The organism is Streptomyces sp. NPDC005803 (assembly GCF_040630435.1).
In the GTDB taxonomy this organism is placed as follows: Bacteria; Actinomycetota; Actinomycetes; order Streptomycetales; family Streptomycetaceae; genus Streptomyces.
In genome coordinates this window covers 1-22,882 of the sequence record NZ_JBEXXO010000048.1, presented here as the reverse complement: position 1 = coordinate 22,882, position 22,882 = coordinate 1, and the positions used below count along the sequence as shown (strand labels likewise).

The following is a 22,882-nucleotide window of genomic DNA, read 5'->3' as shown; positions in this document are numbered from 1 at the left end:
GCGAAGGAAAACGGGCACCGCGGTGAGGCCGGACCGGGAAGAAAGACAGTGCCCCCTCAGGGGAAGCGCGGCGACCGCAAGACGACCATGGAGCCGACGGCCGGCCGGGGAGGCCCGGGCGATCGGAGCGGAACGGGCACGCGCCACCGGGTCGGCCCGGGAAGGCGTTGCGCTGACGGCAGGAGGCGCTGGCCCACACCTATACCTCGCCGTCGAATCCGGCGGGCCGCCCGCCCTTGCTGCCGCACTGTTTGCGGTTGACCCGCTGATTCTTCGACTCTGGGACGGCGTGCTCGATCCGGCGTCTTCGCAGGTAGCGCCGATTGCGGCGTGAGCTACACGCTTTGTCGCCGCCCAGGTGGCCCGGGCGGGTCCGAGGACGATCGCCCTGCGGGCGTGGAACGCGGACGCGTTCGAAAACCTCGATCATCTGGGGTGCGTCGCCCCACCGGCGCCCGGGGGTGACCAGGTGCACCAACGGGCGGCAGCTGCCTTCGCCGACATGGTGGATTTGCAGGTCAGGCCACCCCTTGAACCGTCCGAGTCCTCCGTCAGGGCCGTGGTGCCGGGCCGTTGCCCCTTCTATGGGACACGTGGTTTCTTCTTCCGGGCCCCGGCCGCGTACTGGTGGGCACAGTCAGCGCCGGCCGGGCTCCCGCCGATCCGGTCCTCGAGGTGGGAGTCCCCCTTCACAGACGGTCTTCCAGCTACCGAAACCCTCAGGAGGAGCCCCCACGGCTCCGGACCCGGAAAGATCCCGTTGATCACCCTGCGACGGTCGTTCTCCTGGCCGCCACGCTGCCCTGGCGTTGGCACGTACGGCTCCACTCGACATTCGCCAGATCACCCGCCCCACGCCGGAGACCACGAGCCAATAGTCCGACACTCACATGATCAGCCGGGCGGTTCCTCAGGGGAACGCTTGACACACTTCGGTGTGAGTGGTTGAGTACTCACATGAAGACGGAGCGACGCCAACTGTCCACAGCCGACGAACGCCGCGAGACGGTTCTGCGGACCGCCATCGGGGCCTTCGCGGCCCGAGGGTACTTCGGGACCACCACCACGGAGGTGGCCAAGGCGGCGGGCATCTCGCAGGCGTACGTCTACCGCCTCTTCCCGAACAAGGAGGCCCTGTTCACCGCGGTCGTCGAACACTGCTTCGTGAGGGTGCGCGCCGCCCTCGAAGGCGGTGCGGCAGCAGCCGAGAGCAGCTCACCAGAGGCGGTGCTGGCCTCCATGGGCGACGCCTACGCCCAGCTGATCAGCGATAACGACCTGATGCTGGTCCAGCTGCACGCCCAGGCGGCCGCAGTCTCCGAGCCGGCCGTCCGGGAAGCGGTGCGGGAGGGGTACGCCCGCAGTGTCGAGTATGTGCGCAGCGCCTCGGGCGGCAGCGAGGCGCAGGTGCAGGAGTTCTTCGCCGTCGGCATGCTCTGCCACCTGCTGGTCTCCATCGACGCCGAGGCGATCTCAGCACCCTGGACCCGCACCCTGACAGCGGGGATCATGCATTACTGACCCGCCTCCCGGAAGGCGGCCGCGCGTCTGCGGATCTGCGGTCGCCCTCTTTTTCGCCCCGATAGTGAGTGTCTGACCACACACACTTGATTGTTGATTCTTCCTAGTGAGATTGAGGTTCGTCATGGCCAGCAAGCCCTACCTGACCGGTCACTACTCCCCCGTCGCCGACGAGATCACCGCAACCGAACTGGCCGTGGAGGGAACCCTGCCGCCGGAGCTGACCGGCCGTCTGATCCGCAACAGCCACAACCCCAAGCCGGGCATCACCCCGACCCACTGGTTCAAGGGCAGCGGCATGGTGCACGGCATCCGGCTGAACCAGGGCCGCGCCGAGTGGTACGGCAACCGGTGGGTCCACACTCCCGCCCTGGACGGCGCCCCGTATATGACCGACCGGGGCCCGGACCTGAGGGTCAGCACGGCCGGCACGCACGTCATCGAGCACGGCGGACGGCTGCTGGCCCTGTCGGAGGCAGCCCTGCCCTTCGAGCTGACGGCCGACTTGGAGACGGTGGGCGCCTACGACTTCGGCGGCAAGCTCACCTCCGCCATGACCGCCCACCCCAAGGAGGACCCGGCCACCGGCGAACTGCATTTCTTCGCCTCCTCCCCCTTCCCGCCGTACCTGATCCACCACGTCGCCTCCCCCGACGGCCAGGTGTTGGACAGCCAGGAAGTCCCCGGCGCGAGCGCAGCGCTGAAGCACGACTTCGCGATCACGGAGCACCACGTGGTCTTCCTTGAGGGCTCGGTCACCTTCGCCCCCTCCGAGCACTCCGGAATCCCCTACGGCTGGAGCGACGCCCAGGCCTCGCGGATCGGCGTCATGCCGCGCGGTGCGGGCGGCGCAGCGAAGATCCGCTGGTTCGAGATCGGCCAGGGGTACGGCATGCACTTCGCCAATGCCTACGAGAGCGCCTCCGGGCACATCGTCGTCGAAGGCCCCACGGTGGGACGCGAGGGCTGGCAGCGCTCCTGGAACTGGTGGGTCGGCGCTCCTGACCGCGGTGCCGAGCCGAACTCCGGCTCCCGCAGCCGCCGCTGGACCATCGACCTTGCCGCAGGAGCCGTCCACGAGCAGCAGACCGACGACCTGACGGTGGAGTTCCCCACGATCAATGACCACTTCACCGGCAGCGAGCACCGCTACCAGTACGCCCTGTCCTTCCCCGATGACCTCGGAATCGGCAACCACACCCTGGTCAAGTACGACCGCGCTTCCGGCAACCGGCAACTGCTGCCCTTCGGCACCGGCCAGTTGCCCAGCGAAGCGGTGTTCGTCCAAGCCGAAGGCACCACCGGAGAGGATGAGGGATACCTCCTCACCGTCGTGAGCGATCTGAACGCCGACGCCTCCAAGATGCTCGTCCTGGACGCCTCCGACCTCACCGTGCCTCCGGTCGCCACCATCCACCTCCCTCGCCGGGTTCCCGCGATGATCCACGGCTCATGGATCCCCGACTCCGCCCTCTGAAAAGACGTCCGACCCTCGCCGCCCGGGCGGACGACCAGCCATCGGCTCGGCCGCCCCGCTGCAGGCCCTTGTGGACCGCACCCCCTGCCGATGCCCCACCGCGCCGCCGTCGCCGGACGCCGGCCCATCCGAGATGAGGAGCAATCCCATGTACGACTCCCCCGCCCGCGTTTCCGCCGCCGCATCCCCGGTCGCTCCGTCCACCGTCACCGAGGCGGTGCTGCCCGGCATCGTCGAGCCGGACGGCATCCAGGTCCAGACCCGTCCCGCCCAGCCCGCTGCCCCGGGGCAGGTGGTGCTCGCGATGGAGGCCGCCGGGGTCTCGTTCGCCGAGCAGCAGATGCGGCGCGGCAAGTACTACGACCAGCCGCCCTTTCCCTTCGTCCCGGGCTACGACCTCATCGGGCGGGCCGTCGACGTCGGAGAGAGTGTGCCGAGCAGCGTGCTGGGGCGGCGTTTCGCGGTGCTGACCAAGACCGGCGCCTGGGCCAGCCACGTCAGCGTCGACGTCGGCGACCTCACCGAGGTGCCCGAGTCGGTGGACTCCGCCGACGCCGAGACCTTCGTGGTCAACGGCATCACCGCCTGGCAGATGCTCCACCGCCTGGCCAAGGTCCGCGCCGGTGACACCGTCCTGGTGCTGGGGGCGAACGGAGGCGTGGGCTCCACCCTCGTGCAGCTCGCCCGCATCGCCGGCGCCACGGTCGTGGGCACTGCCTCGGCCAAGCACCACGACGCCGTACGGGCGTTGGGAGCCACCCCACTCGACTACCGTGCTGCCGACCTCGGCGACCAGCTCCGCGCCCTTGCCCCCAAGGGGTACGACGCGGTCTTCGACCACGTGGGCGGTGAGGGCATCCTGACCTCCTACCGGCTCCTGGCCCCTAAGGGCACGCTCGTCTCGTACGGCACAGCCTCCACCCGTGACGCCGAGGGCTCCTCGAAGGCGCCGGTCCTCAAGCTGCTCGCCCGCCTGACCCTGTGGAACGCGGCCCCCAATTGCAAGAGCGCCTACTTCTACAACATCTGGGCCGGCAAGCGGCGGCTCAACACCTTCCGCGCCAAGGTGCAGGCCGACCTGGGCCAGGTCTTCGCCCTCTTGGCCGACGGCAGCCTCACCCCGCAGGTCGCCGCCCGCATCCCCCTCGCCGACGTCGCCAAGGCGGTACGGGTGGCCGAATCCGGCACCGTGGTCGGCAAGGTCGTGCTGGTCCCCTGAGCAACGACCGGGCACCAGCCGCAATACCCCCCGCAGCGGCCGGCCCGGCCCGCCGTACCAACACCTCCGCCGATCCGGCAAGCACGCCCCTTCCCCCGCCACAGCGCAGGCGACGCGCGGGGAAAGGGGCCTTCGCCATGTGGGCGGCACAAGGCGGCGCAGCAGGTGGGCAGCCCGGTCTTGCGGAACAAGTTCCGCGGCAGGATCCCGTTACCGTCGTTGCTTGTCTCCGCAACGAGCTTGCGCCCGCGACGGCGGGTGTGACGTACGTCTCTGGAACTCCCTCCCCCACAACGACAGCTGACTGAGGTGACCACAACCATGCGCGCGCGTATTCGAGCGGGGGATCCGCAGGCCTTCGCGGAGCTCTTCGACGAGTACGCGAGAACCGTCTACAACCACGCCTATCGGCTGACCGCTGACTGGGCGGCCGCCGAGGACATTGTGTCCGCGACCTTCATGGAAGCCTGGCGCGGCCGCCTGCGCCTGGATATGGAGGGCGGGAGCCTGCGCCCGTGGCTGCTGGGCATCGCCACCAACCTCGTACGCGCCCAGTCACGGAGCAACCGCCGGTACAAGGCCGCGGCGGCCGCAGCCGCCCATGCCGCCGGCCGCAGGGGCGAGGCGGCGGTGGCCGACCACGCCGATGAAGTCGCCGGGCGTCTGGACGACCGCAACCGCCTGGCCGCCACCGCGCAGGCACTCGCGTCCCTACGACGCACCGAGCGGGAGGTGCTGAGCCTGTGCCTGTGGCAGGGCCTGGACTACGCCGCCGCCGCGCAGGTCCTCAAAGTTCCGGTCGGCACGGTCCGCTCCCGGCTCTCCCGCGCCCGGAAGAAGCTGAAGAAGCTCGCCGACGCACAACTTCTCAATGAATTCCGGGAACCCCGGCCGGCGAACCGGCAGGTAAGAGGAGACCGCACGATCGCGGCCCGGTCCGCACAGGAAGGAACCCGGTGAACATGCGCCAGCCCCGTCCGAGCAATTTCCGCCCCACGCCCGACGCATGGCACGAGAGCGAGCACCTGCTCTCCCTCGACGAAGCCGACTTCCCCGCAGGCCGCCACGCCTTTCGCAAGGAAGAACTCATGGCCTTCATCCAGCAGGACACCCAGGACACGGCAGCCACCACGCCCGCTCCCTCTGCCGCACCCGCCCGGCGCCGGCTCCTGCGCCCGCTGTTCGTCCTGCCCGCCGCCGCCTGCTCCCTCGCCGTCCTCGCCGCAGGCGTCCTCACCGTCGTCGGCGGGGAGAGCGGCCCGGACACGGTGGCCGGGCCGCCGCTCACCGCCACGGTCGGCACCGGCACCAGTTCGGGCGTCCCCCAGCTCCTGGACCGGATCTCCGTGGCCGCGACGCAGAACCCGGAAGTGAAGGTCGGCCCGGGCCAGTACGTCTACATCGAGAGCAAGGTCGGCTCCACCTACGAGCGGACCGTCGACGACAAGACCACCCTGGCCAGCGACGGCATCCACCGCCGCCAGATCTGGAACTCCGCCGACGGCACCGAGGGCTGGCTCATCGATCCGGCCGTCACCTCGCCCGGCGGCGAGAAGCTCGACCGCACCAACGAGAAGGGGACGAGCGAGCCCGCCCACCTCAACACCCCGACCCATGACTACCTCGCCACCCTGCCGACCGACCCCGACACCCTCCTCAAGAAGATCTACAAAGAGACCAAGGGCAAGGGAAACACCCCGGACCAGCAGGCGTTCACCACCATCGGCGACCTGCTGAACGAGACCCTGCCACCCACCGCGCTGAACACGGCCCTGTTCAAGGCTGCCGCCAAGATCCCCGGCGTCGTCCAGGTCAAGGACTCCGCTGACGCCATCGGCCGACACGGGATCGCCGTCGCCCGCCTTGACGAGACGTCCGGTGCCCGCACCGAATGGGTCTTCGACCCCAAGACGTACACCTACCTCGGCGAGCGCACCATTCAGGTCCGCCCCCACGGCGGCGACTCCGGCCTGATCAAGCCCGGCACCGTCCTCTACACCGAAGCCGTCACCCTCCGCCAGGCCGTCGACGCACTCAAGGAGGTCCCCTCCTCCAGCGTGTGAAACAAGGCCGCGAGACCACAGGTGTGTTCCCGCCCTGCTCACGAAGCAGAGCGGGAACACGCCCGCGGGTAGGTTCCCGCAGCCGGGCGAAGAGGCCCGGATCGGGAAGCTCCTCTCCCTATGGCCACCGGAAGCTGAGGACCCGGTCCCCTGCGCCGGAAAAACCCTGACCGTGCAGCCGCCCGGCTTCCGGCCCCGTTCGCCGCCTCGTTCCCTCAGCGCCCGCATCCCTCGCTACCAGCGCAGCGAAAGAGGCAGCACCTGCCCGAGCGGTGCTGCGCTGCTCCCGGGCGGGGACGGGCCGATCACCGGTGTACGGCACGCACAGGAGTGAACTGCACGTCCCAACCCTCCGTTGAACTGGATGACAGAGGCGATGCCTCGTTCGTTCACATCCCAGGAAGCCTGTCGTGAGTCCTGCCGCCTCTCCCGCCGCCCTCTCGGCCCCCAACGTCGGGACACTCCTGCCCGTGGAGGTCCACTTCGACGAACTGGACGCCATGGGACTGCCGCACAACAGCCGCTACCAGGTACTGGCCGAGCGCGCCTGGGCAGCATTCTGGTACGCGCGGGGCTTCGGCGGCGCGAACGGCCTGGAAAGTGACGCCTTCAACGTCGTCAAGGCCTTCACCATCGCCTACGACGCCCCCGTGTCCGCGCCCGGCACGTACGCCGTCGATCTGTGGATCGGCCGCCTGGGCAGCACATCGGCCACGGCCGGATACCGGGTGTGCTCCCCCGACGGCCCGACGGCGTACGCGCACGGCACCCGCACCGCCATCCGCCTCGACCCGGCCACCTTCCTGCCACGCCGTGGTCCGACCGGGCCCGCGACGTCGCCCGCACGATCATGGCGCCGCGGGAGCACCATCCCGCTTGGCGATCGTGGCTACGACCACGACACGTACCGGCGTCTGATCTGGGCGCGGGGCATCAGGCCGGTGATCGCCCGCCGAGAGTTGCGGATGGATCCGGCCTCGGCGTTCACCGCTGGGTTGTCGAGCGCGCAATCGCCTGGTTCCACGGATTCCGACGACTCCGCGTCCGCTGGGAAAGAAGAGACGACATCCACGAGGCCTTCCTTCGCCTCGCCACCTGCCTGATCACCCACCGCCACGCCCAACGCCTTTGTCAGGGCCTCTGAAGAACTCCTGACGAAAAACCTCTGCGGCAGTCTGTGCTTCCTCGTGTTCCGGACCGGCGGCATAGGCCAGTGGGGGTGCGATGGCTTGGGCGTCGGCCCCCTCGCCAACCCATAGCCCGATGAAGAGTGCCGCGGTCGCTTCCAGGAGTCCGGCTCGTTCGAGAGAGCCGCCGGCCACGGGTTCGCAGCCGGCCTGCCGCACCAACTCGTGTACGAGGGCAAGGGCCGTTTCGTCGTCTCCACAGACCGGAACAGCCAGCCGCCGTCCGTCGAAGACGGGCGGCGACATGCGCCACACGTCCTGGTGACAGAGGTTGAACGCCTTGACCACATGGGTCCCCGGCGCTGCCGCGGCCAGTTGTTGCGCGGCCGAGAGGCCGCTTGGTGTCAGGAGCCGGAAGCCCGGACCGACCGGATTGGAACAGTCGATCAGAACCTTGCCGTCCAGGACCGCTCGCAGTTCCCGCACCACGCTCGTCCCTGTGCCGAAGGGCAGCGCGGCCAGTACCACCTGACCGAACTCGGCTGCCGCAGGCAGAGTGACAGGCTTCGCGCTGCCCCCGAGACGCGTCGCGAGCCGCTCCGCCTTGTGCATGTCCCGTCCTCCGATGGCCACGTCGTGCCCGGCGCGGACCCAGTGCGCGGCGAGCGCGTCCGCCATGTTGCCCGTGCCCAGTACGCCGATTCTCATCACGCGATTCCTTCCCTTGCCTTTCGGGACCGTTCGCAACGACGCTAGAGCGTCTGTCAGGCACCATTCGGTACGTGACGACCGACGCCTTCCTCGCCGACTGCCGTGCCCGCCTGGCCTTCGACCTCCTGTCCAACACCTGGAACGCCGTGGTGCTCTGGGCCCTGCGCGAGGGTCCCAGGCGTCCGGTCGAACTACGCGAGCAGATCGGGGGGATCAGCTCCAAGGTCCTCACCCAGACACTGCGGCGCTTGCAGTCCAACGGACTGGTGGACCGGCGGGCACACCCGGGAGCACCACCACGCGTCGAGTACCGACTCACCGGCCTGGGACAGACTTTGCTCGCGCCCATCGACGCTGTCGGAGCGTGGGCAATCGAGCACGGTGACGAGGTCATGGCCGCCCAGGAAGCCGAATGCACCACCGCCCAGCGCCCTTCAGAGTGCCCGCCGCAGTGAGTGCCGCCGTCTCCAGCAGACCAGTGCGCAGCCAAGGGTGGGGAAAGCCTCATGGATGCCGTCGCGTATGCCCCACCCGATGCGCAGGCGGCAACACCAACGCAAGGGGGCGAACCTGCGCTCGACGAGCTGGCGTTGCATGCCCACGCCGGAGCCGTGCCCGGTGGCGCGGCGGGCGATCAGCCGCTTCACGCCGAGGCCCCAGACCAAACGGCGGTGGCCGGTACGCAGCACGATGGCCCGCGCTCCGAGGCTGTGATCAACAGGCCTGGTGCCCCGCAGGCGGCGGCGCACACACCGCCTGGAACTCGGCCGGGTTCCTGATCGAGTGCATACAGGAAGCCGACTAAGTCCAAACGCGGCAGGCGACACGTGAGTTGAGTTGCGGACGAGGTAACGCGCACTCCCCCCACCCGGCGGAGCGCACCCACTGAGCCTGCGCCATCTTGAAGTCGCAGGTGAGGTGGGTGGCGTGACAGCGTGTGAGGGTGCTCCTCCCGGTCGTGGGCAGCTTTCTTGGCTCTTGATCACCCGTCAGCGGTCCACTTCGAGCTTCGTGAGGACGAGCAGCGCGCGCGGGAGCCCCGTCCCGTGGGCGGGGTCGGTGCGGAGTCCGGTGGGGTCCGCCCGTTCTTGGGGTGGGCGAAGCCATGCTCGACGGGGGCGTGGGCGGCGGCCAGGACGAACGGGTCCGGTCTTTTCCGTGAGCTACGCGGATACCGGTGCGTTCGGGTCCAGGCTCTGCCGCGTGGTCATCTTCGGTGATTCCTCTCGCTGTTGTAGGGGCGTCAGGCGGTGAAGGCGCGTTCGGCTTCGTCGCGCCGGGTGTGCAGGTCCCAGTAGAGGGGGGCGACGTCCTCGGCCGGGGCCGTCGGGACACCGGGTGGGCCGTCGGTGCCGATCCAGGCCCCGATGGCTATGTGTGCCGCCTGGATGCCGGTGCCGGTGAGTTCCTTGTGCAGACCGAGCGCCCAGTTGCGCAGCGCGGCCTGGGCGGCGTTGAGGTTGCCGAGCATCGGGTTGGGGTCGGCCGAGCCGGCGCCGTTCGTGTACAGCAGGGTGCCCGCGCCGGCCGCGCGCATCGAGGGCAGCACGGCCTGTGTTGCGACCATCGCCCCGTAGAGCAGGATGTCCATCGCCCACTGCACATCGGAGGGGGCAGCCTGGGACGGAGTGGTCAGCGACGCGGATTCCAGGCTCCCGGCCGGAGAATACTCCAGGACATCGATACGGTCGAAGCGGGTCGCTGCGTCCTTGAGCGCCTGGGTGAGCGCTTCATGGTCGAGTACGTCCGCGCAGAACCCGGCGGCGGTGATGCCTTCGGCGTCCAGGCGGCCGACCAGGGCGTCGAGCTTGTCGCGGTTGCGGGCGATGAGAGCGACGTCGAAGCCGCGAGAGCCGAAGGTGCGGGCGATGGCCAGGCCCATACCGGGACCGGCTCCGACGATGGCGATGGTGGGCACGGTGAATCCTTTGCTGGGAAGTTGGTTGGGACGGAGCGGATGAGGAAGTGGCGGGTGCGGCAATACGGTCACCGCTCGTCGTCGGGGAAGTGGTTGTCGTGGGCTGCGTGGAGCCGGCTCAGGTCGCGCTCGTCCGTGGTGGCGAGGGCGGCAAAGTACTCCTCCCGCGGCACGCCCGGTGAGAGCGCCATCAGGAGGGTGGCGCCTTCGCCGCGCTCCTTGCGGACCGCGTGCACGTCACCCGCCGCGGCGTGCGCGGTGTCTCCGGGCCGGAGTGTTCGCCAGGCCAGCCCGTCGAAGTAGTCGACTTCGCCCTCTTCGACGATGAAGGTCTCGCTGAAGGTCGTGTGGAAGTGCGGGGCAGGCCCGGTGCTGGAGGGCACCATGCACCACCGGTAGAGGCTCATGTTCCCGCTGGTCTGATCTGGATCGGCGAGGACCTCGATGGTCGATCCGCTGTCGCCCAGCCGGATCGTTCGGATCTGTTGGGGTTGCTCGCGATACCGGCGGATTGATTGCGTGTCGGTCATGGCCCGAGTCTCGGATCTCGGCCGGATCGCTCGCGCTCAATTCGGCGGTGGCCTAACAATGGAGGAGTGATCCGTTATCGACTGGGGGCCGGCGCCGCGGGCGTGCGGTGGGCGATGTCGCCGATCCACGAAGTCGTCAGCCTGGCCCAGCTGTTGACCGAGCCGCAGCGGCACCCGCTGTTCCACTCCTGGCTGCGCCGTCGGCGCCTGCGGCTCTCGCCTGCGGACCTGCGGGCGCTCACCGTCTTCATGGCCGACGGCGCCTACCGGCCCGACTTCCTCGACCCGTCGCCGATGTCCAGTGAGCCGACGTTCGAGGAGGGCATGGACGCCCTCCGCGCGGCGCCGGCGGACCAGACGTACGCCGAACTGGTCGATGCCACGACTGGACGGGGGGCAGACATACGTCGCCGGCTGCTCGAGAACCCGGACCGGGCCAGGTCCGAGGCCGCCGACGCGCTGCGGCGCCTGTGGAAGACGGTGGTGGAAGCGGAGTGGCCCTCGATGCGGCAGGCGTTGCGGGCCGAGATGCTGGATCGGGCACTCCAGGTCAACCGGGAGGGGCTCCGCGCGGTCCTGCCGCGTCTGCATCCGTCCGCCGCGTGTGAGGGCGACACCGTCACCGTCGAGAAGAGCGTCGACATCGACGTCGACTGCCCCGAGGGGCTCATTCTCATTCCGTCGCTGTTCATCACCGACCGGATCCAGTGCACCACCTCCAGCCACTGGACGCCGGCGATCTACTATCCGGCATCCGGTCGCTACCTCTGGTCGGCACCGCCCACTCCCCGGTCGCTGGACCGCCTCCTGGGCGTGACCCGCGCGCGGATCCTGGCCGCGCTGACCACCCCGCTGCAGACCACCGTGGTGGCCAGGCTGGTGAACGTCACCCCGCCGACGGCCAGCGAACACCTGGCCATCCTCCGGGACGCCGGACTGATCGACAGCAGCCGGTCAGGCCGCACCGCCACGCACGAGCTCACCAAGGCCGGACAGGCTCTCCTGGACGCCGCCTCGCCGCAGTCGTGATCTTTGCGCCATTGGTTATGGAAGCCAGTTCGCCAGGTGCGGTGCAGCGGGTGCCACCCCAGGTGGTGGGCACGGTCGTTGGCCGCGCCGCATCCCCGGCCGGCGCGGCCGGTGGTACGGGCGTCGACCGGGGCGCCGAGGGCTTCGGCCAGGCGGGGCAGCCAGGCGTAGGCGGCGGGCTCGTCGTCAGTGAAGCTCCGACCACTCTTACTCCGCATCGAGTTCCGCATGGGGAGCTGTGACGCGTTCGGCGACCTCGTTGATCTCCGTCATCCCACGAGCCTACGAACCCGTACCACCCCACGACCTGGAAAGCCGTCCGATGATCAAGGAGTGGGACTGTCGCCCGCCACCAGCCCGAGGACCCCGCTCACGATCACACCAGGCCATCTGACCAGCGGATATCAAGAGGGCGGAGCTTCACTGGACGCCACCCGCGCCCGGTAGCCTCCACTCTCCACTTGGTACGGGCGATGTCGTGTTGGTACGGGCGATGTCGTGCGCCTCAACCCGGTGTCACGCACCGCGATGCCGGAGTGCACGGCATCGTCCGCGCCACGCATCGCTCCCCCGGACAGTGACGATGCACGGCGCCGCCGGAAGAGAGGCACCTCCCCTCCCCCACCGTGCATCATGGGGCTCGGTGCGCGCCGCCCGGCGAAGGGGCAGCGGACGTGGTCAGGCCATCTCAGGGGGATAAGAAGTCAAGCCGGCGTACGCCCGTCCCACAGGGCACATCCGCGGCTGTGTGCTTCAGATCGCCGTGACACGGACTCGGAGCGAAGGCAGGAGACTGGCGCGATGGAAAGTGCGGACGTACGAGATGTCTGTTTCGTCAATGGATCGGTGAGGCTGTCCGGTGCCTTGGCGCTGCCACCGCCAGGAAGCGTGGCCTGCATGGGTGTGGTGTTGGTCGGAGGGTCGGGACCGTCCGACCGGGACAACGACACGTTCTTTCCACCTCTGCGCCGGCACCTGCTGGATGCCGGAATCGCTGTGCTCTCCTACGACAAGCGAGGCGTCGGCGGATCGTCCGGCGACTGGCGCACCGCAACGCTGACCGACCTGGCCACTGACGCGACCGCTGCGGTCGACTTCCTTCGCTCCCGGCCCGAGGTACGGTCCGAAGCTGTCGGACTTTTCGGCCACAGCGAGGGCGGCTGGGTGGTACTTCGTGCGTCGACAGCGCGAGACGACATGCCCTGGGTAATCACCAACAGCTGCCCCGGAACGAGTCCCGCGGTGCAAGAACGCTACGCCCTGGCCAACCACCTGCGAGAGACGCCCCTGCACAGCCAGAGCGACATCGGCCGAACCCTGGACCTCTACGACCGCCTCATCGAGGCAGGCCGACGCGACGCAGACTTCGCGACGGCGCTCCAACTCGTCGACGCTGCCGGCAACCCCCCGGGACTGGCGTACTACTGGGCCGACATCGACGAACACCTCTGGGGCTTCCTCAAGCGCAAACAGGACCACGACCCGACCGGTGATCTCCGCGGACTACGCTGCCCGCACCTCGCGTTCTACGGGAGCGAAGACCGGCTGGTTCCCGTCACCGACAGCCTCCGCGTATTCGGCGCCTCCGTCTGCCACCCGAACCGCCCCCCTCGCGCAACGCTCACCGTAGAAGTACTGCCAACAGCCGATCACCGATTACAACTGCCGGGCGCAACCGAGCCAGCACCCGACTACCTCAACACACTCACTCGCTGGCTCCGCCGCAACTAAACCCGGACACCCCCAAGGGCCGTGCCCGCCAGTGTGAGGTCTTCGGGGAACAGAGCCTGCCCGTGATCAGGGCATCGTTGGTTGGGGTCCCATCCCCCACATGCGGCCTTCTGGGGTGCTGTAGTCGACGAGGGGCCAGATCGCACAGTCCCACGCCAGGAGCGGTACAACGGACGGCGGGTAGTTGGGGATTGAGCGCCCCCCAAGTACTCCTCCAGCAGCCGACCGCTGTCGCTGAAGCTTGTAGGTGGTGTCAGTAAGGGACAAAGCCTTGCCCCAGCGGCCGAACCCACCGTCGGCGACTTCGAGATAGATCCGCTTGAGGAGTGGCGGCATCGGATGCCCCACTGCGGTCTCAAGCTCGGCCACGGCCTCGGGCGGCGCAGGTGTCGGCAGCTCGCCAGCCGCATCCTGCTCTCGGATCCTGTGGATGATCTCGTCGTCGGTCAAGCCGGCATTCGTAGCAGCCGCCACCGACATCAACCACACCGCCCCCGGGACAACGAGGGCCTCGGTCAGGTACGGGGAGACCCGGGCGCGGGCTCCGCCCAGGGACCCGCGCTGGGGAGGCCGGCGAGTGACCAGCTCGCAGCCGGCCTCTCGTTCCGCACCATCAGGACCGAATTCATGGCGCGCCGTGTCCGACCGCCGCTGGTGGGCTGCCGCAGGGCTTGACGGCCCCGGCGAGCCGGTGACCGCCCGTCACGGTCACCGGCTCGCCCGGCCGGGTCAGGGGTTGTAGTAGCCGGTCACGTAGGTGCGGTCGAAGCGACCGGCCTCCAGGTCCGCGCGCTGGATGGACCACTGCATTTTCGTGCCTTCCCGGTCTGCGACATCCGCGTCCCAGTGAACCAGCGCAACCCAGTCCTCGGGGTCGCCCGACACCGGCTCACCGCCGCCCCACCGCCCTTGCTCGGCCTGCTGCACAGCGCAGCTCACGATCTCCTCCAGCGGGTCCGGGTACGCCGCGTAGCCGCCGAGCTGCAGATGCCGGTTCCTGCCCGCGACCTCCCACCAGACAGCCTGGAGCCCGTCCTGGTGCGGGAAACCGTCAGGTGACTGGTCCGGCAGGTCCGGTTCGGCCGTGACTCTCAACTCGCCCTGCGGGAAGTTGTCGAAGTTCTCCCGGAACTCGCCGACATAGTTGTCCCCGTAAGCCGTCCAGGTATATCTGTCGCGCTCTGTCGCCGGGGTGCCGGCCGGGACATAGACGGCATGGCCGCGGTTGTCGCCGTCCCATAGCTCCCAGATCTCGGCGAAGAGCAGCAGGCGTCCGTCCGGCGGCAGAGGAAGGTCCGTCGAGCCCTTCGGCAACGCGGCGAAGTCGATGTACCCGACGTACGGGTGCCTGGGGTCCGGGACGTCGGCGGGCAGCAGCGGTGGCCCGCCGAACCTCCCCGCGACCGGCCCCTCTCCGTCCAATCTGAGGATCGCGCAAGGCCGGGCGTGGCCGATCCACCGGTCCACCTCCTCCGCCGGTATCGGGTCCACGCTGTGGAACACACTGCCCACCTCAACGGCCCTCGTACGAAAGGGAATCAACGCTTCACGAAGCTCATCTGTCACACCGGCAAAGGTAGTCGCCGCCACCGACAACTTGCCCGGGCTGCCCGAGGCAACTCATAGCGGTGGCATCCTTGATCATCGTGAGTTGTGTGCACTGATGATGAGACGGTGGCGGCTGGTCACAGCATAGATCCCGTCCGCTGGCGGGAGGCGTTCGAGGTGGCCATGGGCCGGATCGCGGGCCGGTTCGCCCGGGTCGAACCCCGGTTGCGGGCCCGGCGGTTGGTACTGGGCCGGCTGTCGGACCTGCCGCGCAAGAACTGCTGGACGATCGCGGAATGGGCCGTGGAGACCAGCCCGCACGGCATGCAGCATCTGCTGTGCCGAGCCGTCCGGGATGCCGATGGCGTCCGTGACGACGTGCGCGAATACGTCGTCGAGCACCCGCATGACGATGCCGCGGTCCTGGTGGTCGACGAGGCCGGGGACGTGAAGAAGGGCACACACACGGTCGGGGTCCAGCGCCAGTACACCGGCACGGCGGGACGGATCGAGAACTCCCAGGTTGCGGTCTACCTGGTCTACGCCGGTGAACGCGGTCACGCGGCGGTGGACCGGGAACTGTACATCCCACGCTCCTGGACGTGCGACCCGGACCGCTGCCGTGCGGCCGGACTCGCCTCGGACACCGTTTTCGCGACCAAGCCGGAACTTGCCCGCACGATGATCGAACGGTTCCTGACGCCGGGCACCACGCCGGCTGGGTCACCGGGGACGAGGTCTACGGAGGCAATCCAAGTCTTCGTACGGCTCTGGAGGAACGCGGTATCGGCTATGTCCTCGCGGTGGCCTGCTCGGCCGAAGTGCCCACCGGCGCAGGCAAGTTCCGCGCTGATGCCCTGGCGCGGAAGGTGCCGAAGCGGGCCTGGCAGAAGCTCTCGGCCGGGGACGGCGCGAAGGGGCAGCGGTTCTACGACTGGGCCGTCATCGACCTCGCCGAGGCAGCCCCCGGCTGCCGCCAGCTGCTGATCCGCCGTAACCGCAGCACCGGTGAACACGCCTACTACCGCCCGGAAGGTGCCGTCGGAGACGCTGATCAGAGGTCTGGCCACCGCCCGGTCCGGCGCAATGCCGGACAGTTCGCGGGCGGCCGCTTCCGTCCGCCGACGAGATCCGGTCCGCCCTAGCGGGGCAGGACGTCATGTGTTGTGTTGGTGCCCATGGCCCGTCGACGGCGAGCCCGACTACTGCCACGCCGCCATCCTGCTCGAACTCGCGAACGTGAAGGAGTTTTGACCATGTCGTATCCCCAGCACCTCACCCCGGAGGACAAGCTTGCCGACGCCAAGCGGGGCCTCGACATCCCTCACATCGTTGTGATCTGCGGGCCCACCCGCTTCATGGCGGACATGACCGAGGCGAACCTGCGCGAGACCGCCGCCGGCCACGTCGTGCTCGCCCCCTGCTGCAACATGAAGGAGCCGCACGAACTGTGGGCCACGGACGAGCAGGCCGAGCCGCTCAAGGCCCGCCTCGACACCCTGCACCGGGCGAAGATCCGCCTCGCCGACGAGGTCCTGGTCGTCGGCGACTACATCGGCACGTCCACCGCCGCGGAGATCCGGTACGCGGCAGCACTCGGCAAGCCCATCCGATACACCCACCCGGAGATCAACCCGCTCGCCAAGGAGAACTGACTATGCCGATCACCGCCACCTTTCAGGTCAGGCGCGGGAGTACGACACCCGAGTGGACGCCGAGGACGCCCCGCCGACGAAGGGTCGGGAAGACCCAGGCGGCCGGACTGGCTGCCCCGCCCACAACACCGTCCAGGAGCCCTCGCGATGAATCAGCGCGGACGGGCCAGCCGCGACGGGCACCCCGCCGCACCGGATACGTACTGGACGTGAGCCCCCAGGCGGCGACGGAAGACGGCCCCTTCCGATAGACTGGGCGTCAGGCGGTCATCTTCAGGATGGATCCGGTTCACCACCGGAACCGCCACTGTGCGGAAGATCCCGGTTCAAGTCCGGGCCAGTCAACGTTCGCGTCGACTAGTAGCTCAATGGCAGCAGCGTCCGCTCCTAACGAACCTCGTCTCGGCCAGCACGCAGTTCAGCAGCAGTCATGGCCAGATCGCGGTAGTAAGTCAAGGCGTGCCCCTGAAGTCGCTGCACCACCCGATCATGCTCAGCCCCGGTCAATCCGTGACCAGCCGCAACGGCGTTAAATCGCCGCCGGCCAACCACCGTCGAGTCACGGTAATCACGAGCGATCACCTCGGCCCACTGGCCACGGGTGAGGATGCGCCGGAGTCGCCCATTGATCTCATGGGCCGACTCCTTCGTCACCGCCAAGGTGGCCATAACCTCAGGCCAACCCAGCGTCGGCAGCACATCGACCTTGGTGTACGTGAAAGGTCGCCCCGCAAGGCTTTCCCAGCGGGTCTTTGCCGCTGGAGGCAGGTGCTTCCACGCCTTCACCAGTTCATCGTCGACCTTGCCTGCCCCGTGCATCATCGTGTTGCGCAGCTTCAGGATGAACGCCAGTAGGTGGTCTGCGGTGGTCTTGTGCTCGCTGAATCGCACCGTCTTGTGCAGCAGAGGCACTGGCCACCAGCCGGGCTCCTTGTCATGGTGCTTGATCAGACCCTGGAAGTGCCGGCACTCAACGACCGTCTCGACGCACAACTCGATATGGAGCGCCACGACCTGAGGTATGGCGAGAAACGCCATGTCGGTCGCCGCCGACTCGAAGATCTTCTTTGCCTCGGCGGCCGTGACATCGAGCCGCTCCGTGAGCGGCACGGCGTTGAGCAGCGTGCGGGCCTTGATCTCAGAATCCGGTGCCTGATCCATCTCACGCCGAGCGTGATTCGCCCCCACCGACAGCGCCAGGATGCTGTTGTTCGACCGCTTCTGCATCGCCTGCCACGTCCGAAACGCGCGGTACTGGATCAAGTTGCCCCCTGGTCATAAGTGTCCGCACAGCATATTGCCGACGGCGCCGCTCAGTGCTCACTGGGACATGAGGCCGCCCCGAACCTTCAGGTGGTCCAGCTTGATCTTTAACCCGTGCGGCGTGGTCGTGGGGTCGTTGACTTCTTCGTGCGCCGCTTCGCGAAGCCTGGTCTGCCAACTGTGTGCACGTCATAGCGGGTGGCGGACTGGTCGTTTCTGCGGCCAGGAGGGGGTCCCGGGTCGGGCCGGGCGTCTTTCGGTGCTCCGGCTGGACAGGCGGCCTTCGGGCGGAGGTGCCGGCAGTCGCGGCGGACGCGGGCAGGGGTCAGCCTGCCGGGCGAGGTCGGTTTTCCCCTCGGCCGCCAGAGGTCTGCCGCCAGCGGGCGGGCGAGCGAGCCGGAACTGGGTGAAAGCGGCGATAAGCCAGGTCCAGCGATCGGCGGCTTCGGGGCTGCGGATCCTCGGGCAGGGCCATCCCAGGGTCTGTTTGGTGCTGGGGAGCCCGACAGACTGTTCAGTCCACTGACAACCGCCCAGCCCAACTCGTCACACGCCACAAGACACAGCTGAGCCAACTCCCGCAGCCCGAGCACGAGCGGGCCCGCCTCGCCGTCGAGGCTCACGTGCACACCGGGCGTTCCTCGCCGCCCTCGCCGCCCTCGCCGATGAAGCGAAACGCGTCGCCATCGCTTCCTCTGCGCGGCCATCGTCGACCGCCTGAGCTTCAACGGCACCATCGTCGAGACCGGGACCGACTCCTCCCGCCTCGCCAGCACCCGAGCAAGCGCTGAGAAACCCGCCAAGGCTGGCTGACACCTGCCCTCCCACGCCGAAAGATGGGGTCACCTACTCACCGGGGCGGGCCACGAGCAGCGGCTGGAAGAAGCCCGTCTCCTGCGGCATCCGCCACTCGGGGTCGGCAAACCCGGCCTCGGCTGCGAGGCCGGCCAGCCGTTCCCGGCCGAGTGCCCAGTACGTAGTAAGGCGGACCTGGACGCGCCATTCTCCGCCTGCCGGAAGGACTTGGAAGTGCTCCAGGTCGTAGTGTTCGCCGTCGTCGTGCCAGTGCCAGAGCTGGAAGGTGACGGTTCGTTCTTCGCCGTTGGCACAGTCGAGGTTCTTGTGGACTTGTGGAGGCGTCGAAGCCGGGCGGTCGCGCAGCAGGTCGTCGTAGTGGCGTGTGCTGACCAACAGCAGGCCGTCGGGACGCAGCACGCGGCGCATCTCCGCCAGAGCGGCGTGCACATCCTGCTCAGTCAGCAGGTGAGGCAGCGAGTTGTCGGCGCAGACGACCGTGTCGAATCGGCCATCAGAAAACGGGAGGCGTCGCATGTCGGCCGCGGCCGTGCGCAGGCTCAGGTTCCGGAGAGCGGCCTCACGGGCAGCGCGGGTGGCGGCTCGGGGACTGAGGTCGGTCCCGGTGACCCGGTGCCCGCGCAGCGCCAGGCCGATGGCCTGTGTGCCGATACCGCAGGAGCAGTCGAGGACCGTCGCGCGATCTTGGCCGACCAGGGCGTCCAGGATGCCCCCCTGCCGACGGATGCTCGCATCCCAGTCCGAATAGATCAGGTGGTAGTCGTCAGCCAGTTCGTCGTAGAAGTGCGCCACCGATGTCTCGGGCATGGCCCGAGATTACCGGGCCTGCTTCCCCGGAGGTGCCGGTCATTCCCGTGATCGGCGCGGACGCCCTCACTGACGGCGGCACGGCGGCGGGCGCGGGTGGACGGCTCACCTCCGCTCGCGCGGGAAGCAGTTGATCCCGGAATCGGCCGTGCCGACGATGACGGAACCATCCCCGATCCGGCTGCGTTTGCGGCTTGCCGCAAACGTGCCAGGCTGGAAATACGGAGGACGGGGGAAAGGGGCATGCCGGTCGAACGTCGAACGTTATGACACAGCCGACGGCGGCATATCGGTCGACCTCACCGCCCTCATTGCGATGGCTCCGCACCCTCCCGCGCGAGTACGGGTGCCAGGCGTGACAGCCAGGGGTCAGAGCAACTAGATACTGCCACGAGTCCATCGTCGCGGGCAGAAGCCGCGGGTCGGTGCAGGCGACGCCGAAGACCTCCGGTCGGCTGCAGCGGGAACAGTCGACGCCGGACATGCACTGACCGAACGCCCCCATATAGCTGGGCAAGGTCCCGCTGCCCGTCGTCTCAGGAGGGCTGTCATGGAGATCCCGGAAGAACTGATCACTGCGCTGCAGGTTCCGGCCCTCGATCTGAGCGCCCTGCCAGGCGTCAACGGCGTGGGGTTGGGCATGCGGGAGGAAAACGAGGAGTTCTTCGAGGAACTGGCCGTGCGGGTCTATGTCGACGATGCCACGGACGTGCCCGAGCTGCCTACGCAGCTTGCAGACCTACCCGTGTGTATCGTCGAGTTCCCCGTCGAACCTTTGTTCACGCCAGACAACGGGCCACATGACACTCTCATGGGCGGAATACAGATCGAGCAGGCCCCGCAAAATTCTGGCACACTCGGCGCGGTGGTCATGCGTAACGACGACAACACTCTCGTGGGCCTGACCTGCCATCACGTCGCCGGCGACACCGGGCTCCGGGTCTTCCAGCCCACCGCGCCCCCGAGCCCTATCGGTTCCACCCCCGACCTGAGCGCCAGTCTGGGGAAGGTGGCCGACTTCGACTCCCCTATGCTGCAGACGATCCCGACTCCAGCCGGGGGAACGCTGTGGCTGGGGCGGCAGATGGACGCCGCCATCTTCGATCTGGACGAAGCTGTAACTCAGGGCGGGGACGTCAGAGAGTTTTCCCACGAGATGGCCGACGGCTTCGGTGCGGTCGCTCAGACCCTGGCTCCGACGGTAGGGATGTTCGTCCGTAAACGCGGCTCCCAGAGCGGACCCACCGGCGGCCTGATTGTCGGCGTGGCGCTGGCAGTGCCATGGAGCTGGGGCAGCCCGCCGAGTGGGCACCAGTACGCGATGGTCAACCAATTCGACATCTTCTACCTCCCGCCGGACTGCCCGGACGGGATCATCGCCCGGGGCGGCGACTCAGGTTCGGTCGTCCTGCAGTCCGGAACGAACAACGCCGTCGGCCTGCTGTGGGCCGGCGTCAGGGCGGGCGGGCGGCGGGCCCTGATGAGCGACATAACCATGGTGGAGCAACGGCTCAATGTGACCCTCGTCTGGGATCCCGCATGACCGTCGGCGACCTGACGGTCGCTGCTACATTCCACCTCCCACGTCCCTCCACCGCACGGCCGCATGTTCCGAGCATCTAGGGCATCGTTGAACTGCTGAGGAGTGACCATGCCTATGCTGCTCATCGAGGCCTTTTACGACGTCACGGGCTCGCAGCCGGATGGAGACACGGTTCATTTCACGGCCGATAACCCGACCGAGTGGGATCTCGTCGGCAGCGGGGACGGGCGAGCTGTCGAGCAAAGTGCGGTGGGGCGCGCGACACTGCGGCGTGACGCAGTCAAGACCCATTACGGCCGAGTCGTGTCCAGTCGTGTCCGCCGGCCCCTGCCAGTTCGCTCACCCAGCACGGGATGAGCTGTTGGACTGGCTCGGTTTCACCGATGTCGGGCGCGGCAGTGCGGACGAGACTGTGATCGCCACCAAACCGGACGCGGCTCCCGCATTCTCCTCACCCGTGGTGCCGAGGACGGTCAACCACCGCCTCCCCTGTTCGCGAGGCGAGCACCGGCTCTGGACCGAACATCGTGTTCTAGCGGCGGAACTACCTTGCCATCGTCCCGGGCAGTGTCTCGCTCTGTCGGCGTACACACTGATGTGCTCAGGCGCGTACGGATGAACGTGCTCACGAAGGACGGCGTGTCACAGTCGGGGCACTGGGGGCCGCGATGAACGCTTGGGCTGTGCGGTTGCTGGCCGGATGAGCGGTATCAGGAGGTCGAGGCGTCGTGCTTGTTCTGGGCCGCTTGCAGGTCGAGGCCCTGCTCGATATTGACGCGCTGATTGATGCCCTGGCCCCGGCGATGGCAGACCTCAGTGCGGGCCGTGCCTCGGTACCCGACCGTGTCGCCGCCCTGGTGCCCGAACGTGATGGATTTCTGGCGGCCATGCCTGGCTTCCTGCCGTCGGCCAGGGTGCTCATGACCAAACTGGTGGCACTCTTCCCGCACAACGCCGAGGGACGGCTGCCCACACATCAGGCGCTGATCGTGGCGTTCGACCCGGACACCGGCGAGCCCGCTGCGCTGCTGGACGGTACGGCCATCACCGCAGCGCGGACCGGCGCCTGCTCCGCGCTGTCGGCGCGACTGCTGGCCCGTGAGGACGCGACCGTGCTGGCCGTGCTCGGCACCGGCGTGCAGGCCCGGTCCCACGCCCGCGCGATCTGCCGTGTCCGCCCGATCCGGCAGATCCGCGTCGCCGGCCGGGATCCGGCGAAAGCCGCTGCCCTGGCCGAGGAACTCTCAGCCGTACTGGAGGGCGATGTCCAGGCCGTATCCAGCTACGCCGAGGCGCTCGACGGCGCGGACATCGCCGCCGCGGCGACACACACCGTCGAACCCGTGATCCGCCGCTCCTGGCTGGCACCCGGAATGCACATCACGTCTGTGGGGTACAACCCGGCCGGCCGCGAGATCGACGACGCCACGGTCACCGAGGCGCTGGTGTGCGTCGAATCACGCCAGGCCGTGCTGGCCCCGCTCCCTGCAGGCAGCAATGACCTGCTCATGCCGATCCGCGACGGTCTCATCACAGCCGATCACGTGCACGCCGAACTGGGCGAACTCATCGCCGGCAGCAGACCGGGACGCACCACACCGAACCAGATCACCCTCTACAAGTCGGTCGGCGTGGCAGTGCAGGATGCCGCCGCCACGGCCCTGGTCCTCGCCGCCGCCCGCGAACAGGCAATCGGCGAAGAGACCACGCTGCGGTGATGCCACTACCAGCACGCGATACGGCGGCTGGATCGGCAACGCACGATCCAACCGTTGAGCACATTCGCGTGTACGCCGACACACGGTCCCGGGCAGCGGTGGGGACGGCTGATCAGCCAGCCCCTGGTCAAGGCGCAATGCGAGGCGCTCGGCATGCCGTACGCCGAGACCGGGCTCATCGAGTCCTACCGGCAGGCGCTGGAGCA

Annotated in this window: 19 protein-coding genes and 6 pseudogenes; 16 read left to right on the top strand and 9 right to left on the bottom strand. The window is 68.5% G+C overall.

Annotation, left to right across the window (positions count from 1 at the left end; genetic code table 11):
• Nucleotides 1-211: 211 nt before the first annotated feature.
• Nucleotides 212-534 (bottom strand): annotated as a pseudogene (locus ABZ454_RS37540) (IS5/IS1182 family transposase); the annotation flags it as partial.
• Nucleotides 535-957: 423 nt separating this feature from the next.
• On the opposite strand from ABZ454_RS37540, the gene ABZ454_RS37535 reads away from it, so the two are divergent.
• From ABZ454_RS37535 to ABZ454_RS37505, 7 genes and pseudogenes are all read left to right on the top strand, one after another.
• Complete coding sequence (locus ABZ454_RS37535) at nt 958-1,521, top strand: TetR/AcrR family transcriptional regulator (protein ID WP_359543953.1); 564 nt, start codon at nt 958-960, stop codon at nt 1,519-1,521.
• Nucleotides 1,522-1,645: 124 nt separating this feature from the next.
• A complete protein-coding gene (locus ABZ454_RS37530; RefSeq protein ID WP_359543952.1) occupies nt 1,646-2,998 on the top strand; it encodes a carotenoid oxygenase family protein in 1,353 nt (450 codons plus the stop codon).
• A 148-nt stretch (nt 2,999-3,146) separates the two neighbouring features.
• Nucleotides 3,147-4,217, top strand: a complete 1,071-nt coding sequence (locus ABZ454_RS37525) for a medium chain dehydrogenase/reductase family protein (protein ID WP_359543951.1) — start codon at nt 3,147-3,149, stop codon at nt 4,215-4,217.
• A 321-nt stretch (nt 4,218-4,538) separates the two neighbouring features.
• Entirely contained in the window at nt 4,539-5,177 is a 639-nt protein-coding gene (locus tag ABZ454_RS37520; protein ID WP_359543950.1) for an RNA polymerase sigma factor, read from the top strand.
• A gap of 2 nt (nt 5,178-5,179) precedes the next feature.
• Nucleotides 5,180-6,280 carry a CU044_5270 family protein gene (locus ABZ454_RS37515; protein WP_359543949.1) on the top strand — a complete coding sequence of 367 codons (1,101 nt, stop codon included), beginning with the start codon at nt 5,180-5,182 and terminating at the stop codon, nt 6,278-6,280.
• Nucleotides 6,281-6,780: 500 nt separating this feature from the next.
• Nucleotides 6,781-6,972: pseudogene (locus tag ABZ454_RS37510) on the top strand (acyl-CoA thioesterase); the annotation flags it as partial.
• Between the two features lie 189 nt (nt 6,973-7,161).
• Nucleotides 7,162-7,424, top strand: a pseudogene (locus tag ABZ454_RS37505) (transposase); the annotation flags it as partial.
• Here the strand turns inward: ABZ454_RS37505 and ABZ454_RS37500 are convergent.
• A complete protein-coding gene (locus ABZ454_RS37500) occupies nt 7,384-8,115 on the bottom strand; it encodes an NAD(P)-binding domain-containing protein (RefSeq protein ID WP_359543948.1) in 732 nt (243 codons plus the stop codon). The pseudogene ABZ454_RS37505 and the gene ABZ454_RS37500 overlap by 41 nt on opposite strands.
• A gap of 74 nt (nt 8,116-8,189) precedes the next feature.
• Here ABZ454_RS37500 and ABZ454_RS37495 point away from each other — a divergent pair, with 74 nt between their 5' ends.
• Nucleotides 8,190-8,573, top strand: coding sequence for a helix-turn-helix domain-containing protein (locus tag ABZ454_RS37495; protein WP_356320227.1), 384 nt, complete (start codon nt 8,190-8,192; stop codon nt 8,571-8,573).
• A 788-nt stretch (nt 8,574-9,361) separates the two neighbouring features.
• Here the strand turns inward: ABZ454_RS37495 and ABZ454_RS37490 are convergent.
• Together ABZ454_RS37490 and ABZ454_RS37485 are read right to left on the bottom strand one after the other, a co-directional pair.
• Nucleotides 9,362-10,036, bottom strand: coding sequence for an SDR family oxidoreductase (locus ABZ454_RS37490; RefSeq protein WP_359543947.1), 675 nt, complete (start codon nt 10,034-10,036; stop codon nt 9,362-9,364).
• Nucleotides 10,037-10,104: 68 nt separating this feature from the next.
• Nucleotides 10,105-10,566, bottom strand: a complete 462-nt coding sequence (locus tag ABZ454_RS37485) for a cupin domain-containing protein (RefSeq protein WP_359543946.1) — start codon at nt 10,564-10,566, stop codon at nt 10,105-10,107.
• Nucleotides 10,567-10,632: 66 nt separating this feature from the next.
• On the opposite strand from ABZ454_RS37485, the gene ABZ454_RS37480 reads away from it, so the two are divergent.
• Together ABZ454_RS37480 and ABZ454_RS37475 are read left to right on the top strand one after the other, a co-directional pair.
• A complete protein-coding gene (locus tag ABZ454_RS37480; protein WP_359543945.1) occupies nt 10,633-11,595 on the top strand; it encodes a DUF5937 family protein in 963 nt (320 codons plus the stop codon).
• A gap of 801 nt (nt 11,596-12,396) precedes the next feature.
• Nucleotides 12,397-13,326 carry an alpha/beta hydrolase gene (locus tag ABZ454_RS37475; protein ID WP_359543944.1) on the top strand — a complete coding sequence of 310 codons (930 nt, stop codon included), beginning with the start codon at nt 12,397-12,399 and terminating at the stop codon, nt 13,324-13,326.
• A 66-nt stretch (nt 13,327-13,392) separates the two neighbouring features.
• Here ABZ454_RS37475 and ABZ454_RS37470 read toward each other — a convergent pair whose 3' ends face one another.
• A complete protein-coding gene (locus ABZ454_RS37470) occupies nt 13,393-13,776 on the bottom strand; it encodes a hypothetical protein (protein ID WP_359543943.1) in 384 nt (127 codons plus the stop codon).
• Nucleotides 13,777-14,055: 279 nt separating this feature from the next.
• Nucleotides 14,056-14,829, bottom strand: coding sequence for a DUF1963 domain-containing protein (locus ABZ454_RS37465; protein ID WP_359543942.1), 774 nt, complete (start codon nt 14,827-14,829; stop codon nt 14,056-14,058).
• Nucleotides 14,830-15,057: 228 nt separating this feature from the next.
• Between ABZ454_RS37465 and ABZ454_RS37460 the strand changes: the two are divergent.
• Both ABZ454_RS37460 and ABZ454_RS37455 read left to right on the top strand, forming a co-directional pair.
• A pseudogene (locus ABZ454_RS37460) lies at nt 15,058-15,902 on the top strand (IS701 family transposase); the annotation flags it as partial.
• A gap of 228 nt (nt 15,903-16,130) precedes the next feature.
• Nucleotides 16,131-16,529 (top strand): hypothetical protein, encoded by a 399-nt coding sequence (locus ABZ454_RS37455; RefSeq protein ID WP_359543941.1) that lies wholly within the window; start codon nt 16,131-16,133, stop codon nt 16,527-16,529.
• Between the two features lie 387 nt (nt 16,530-16,916).
• On the opposite strand, the gene ABZ454_RS37450 is transcribed toward ABZ454_RS37455, so the two are convergent.
• Nucleotides 16,917-17,792 carry a hypothetical protein gene (locus tag ABZ454_RS37450; protein WP_359543940.1) on the bottom strand — a complete coding sequence of 292 codons (876 nt, stop codon included), beginning with the start codon at nt 17,790-17,792 and terminating at the stop codon, nt 16,917-16,919.
• A gap of 107 nt (nt 17,793-17,899) precedes the next feature.
• Nucleotides 17,900-18,281 (bottom strand): annotated as a pseudogene (locus ABZ454_RS37445) (transposase); the annotation flags it as partial.
• Between the two features lie 204 nt (nt 18,282-18,485).
• Between ABZ454_RS37445 and ABZ454_RS37440 the strand changes: the two are divergent.
• A pseudogene (locus ABZ454_RS37440) lies at nt 18,486-18,605 on the top strand (AAA family ATPase); the annotation flags it as partial.
• Between the two features lie 33 nt (nt 18,606-18,638).
• Here the strand turns inward: ABZ454_RS37440 and ABZ454_RS37435 are convergent.
• A complete protein-coding gene (locus ABZ454_RS37435; RefSeq protein WP_359543939.1) occupies nt 18,639-19,415 on the bottom strand; it encodes a class I SAM-dependent methyltransferase in 777 nt (258 codons plus the stop codon).
• A 550-nt stretch (nt 19,416-19,965) separates the two neighbouring features.
• Between ABZ454_RS37435 and ABZ454_RS37430 the strand changes: the two genes are divergently transcribed.
• The 3 genes from ABZ454_RS37430 (at nt 19,966) to ABZ454_RS37420 (ending at nt 22,676) form a co-directional block, all read left to right on the top strand.
• On the top strand, nt 19,966-20,958 hold the full coding sequence (locus tag ABZ454_RS37430) for a hypothetical protein (protein WP_359543938.1): 993 nt from the start codon (nt 19,966-19,968) through the stop codon (nt 20,956-20,958).
• A gap of 114 nt (nt 20,959-21,072) precedes the next feature.
• Nucleotides 21,073-21,315 (top strand): hypothetical protein, encoded by a 243-nt coding sequence (locus ABZ454_RS37425; RefSeq protein ID WP_359543937.1) that lies wholly within the window; start codon nt 21,073-21,075, stop codon nt 21,313-21,315.
• A 371-nt stretch (nt 21,316-21,686) separates the two neighbouring features.
• Nucleotides 21,687-22,676 (top strand): ornithine cyclodeaminase family protein, encoded by a 990-nt coding sequence (locus ABZ454_RS37420; RefSeq protein WP_359543936.1) that lies wholly within the window; start codon nt 21,687-21,689, stop codon nt 22,674-22,676.
• The last annotated feature ends 206 nt before the right edge of the window (nt 22,677-22,882 follow it).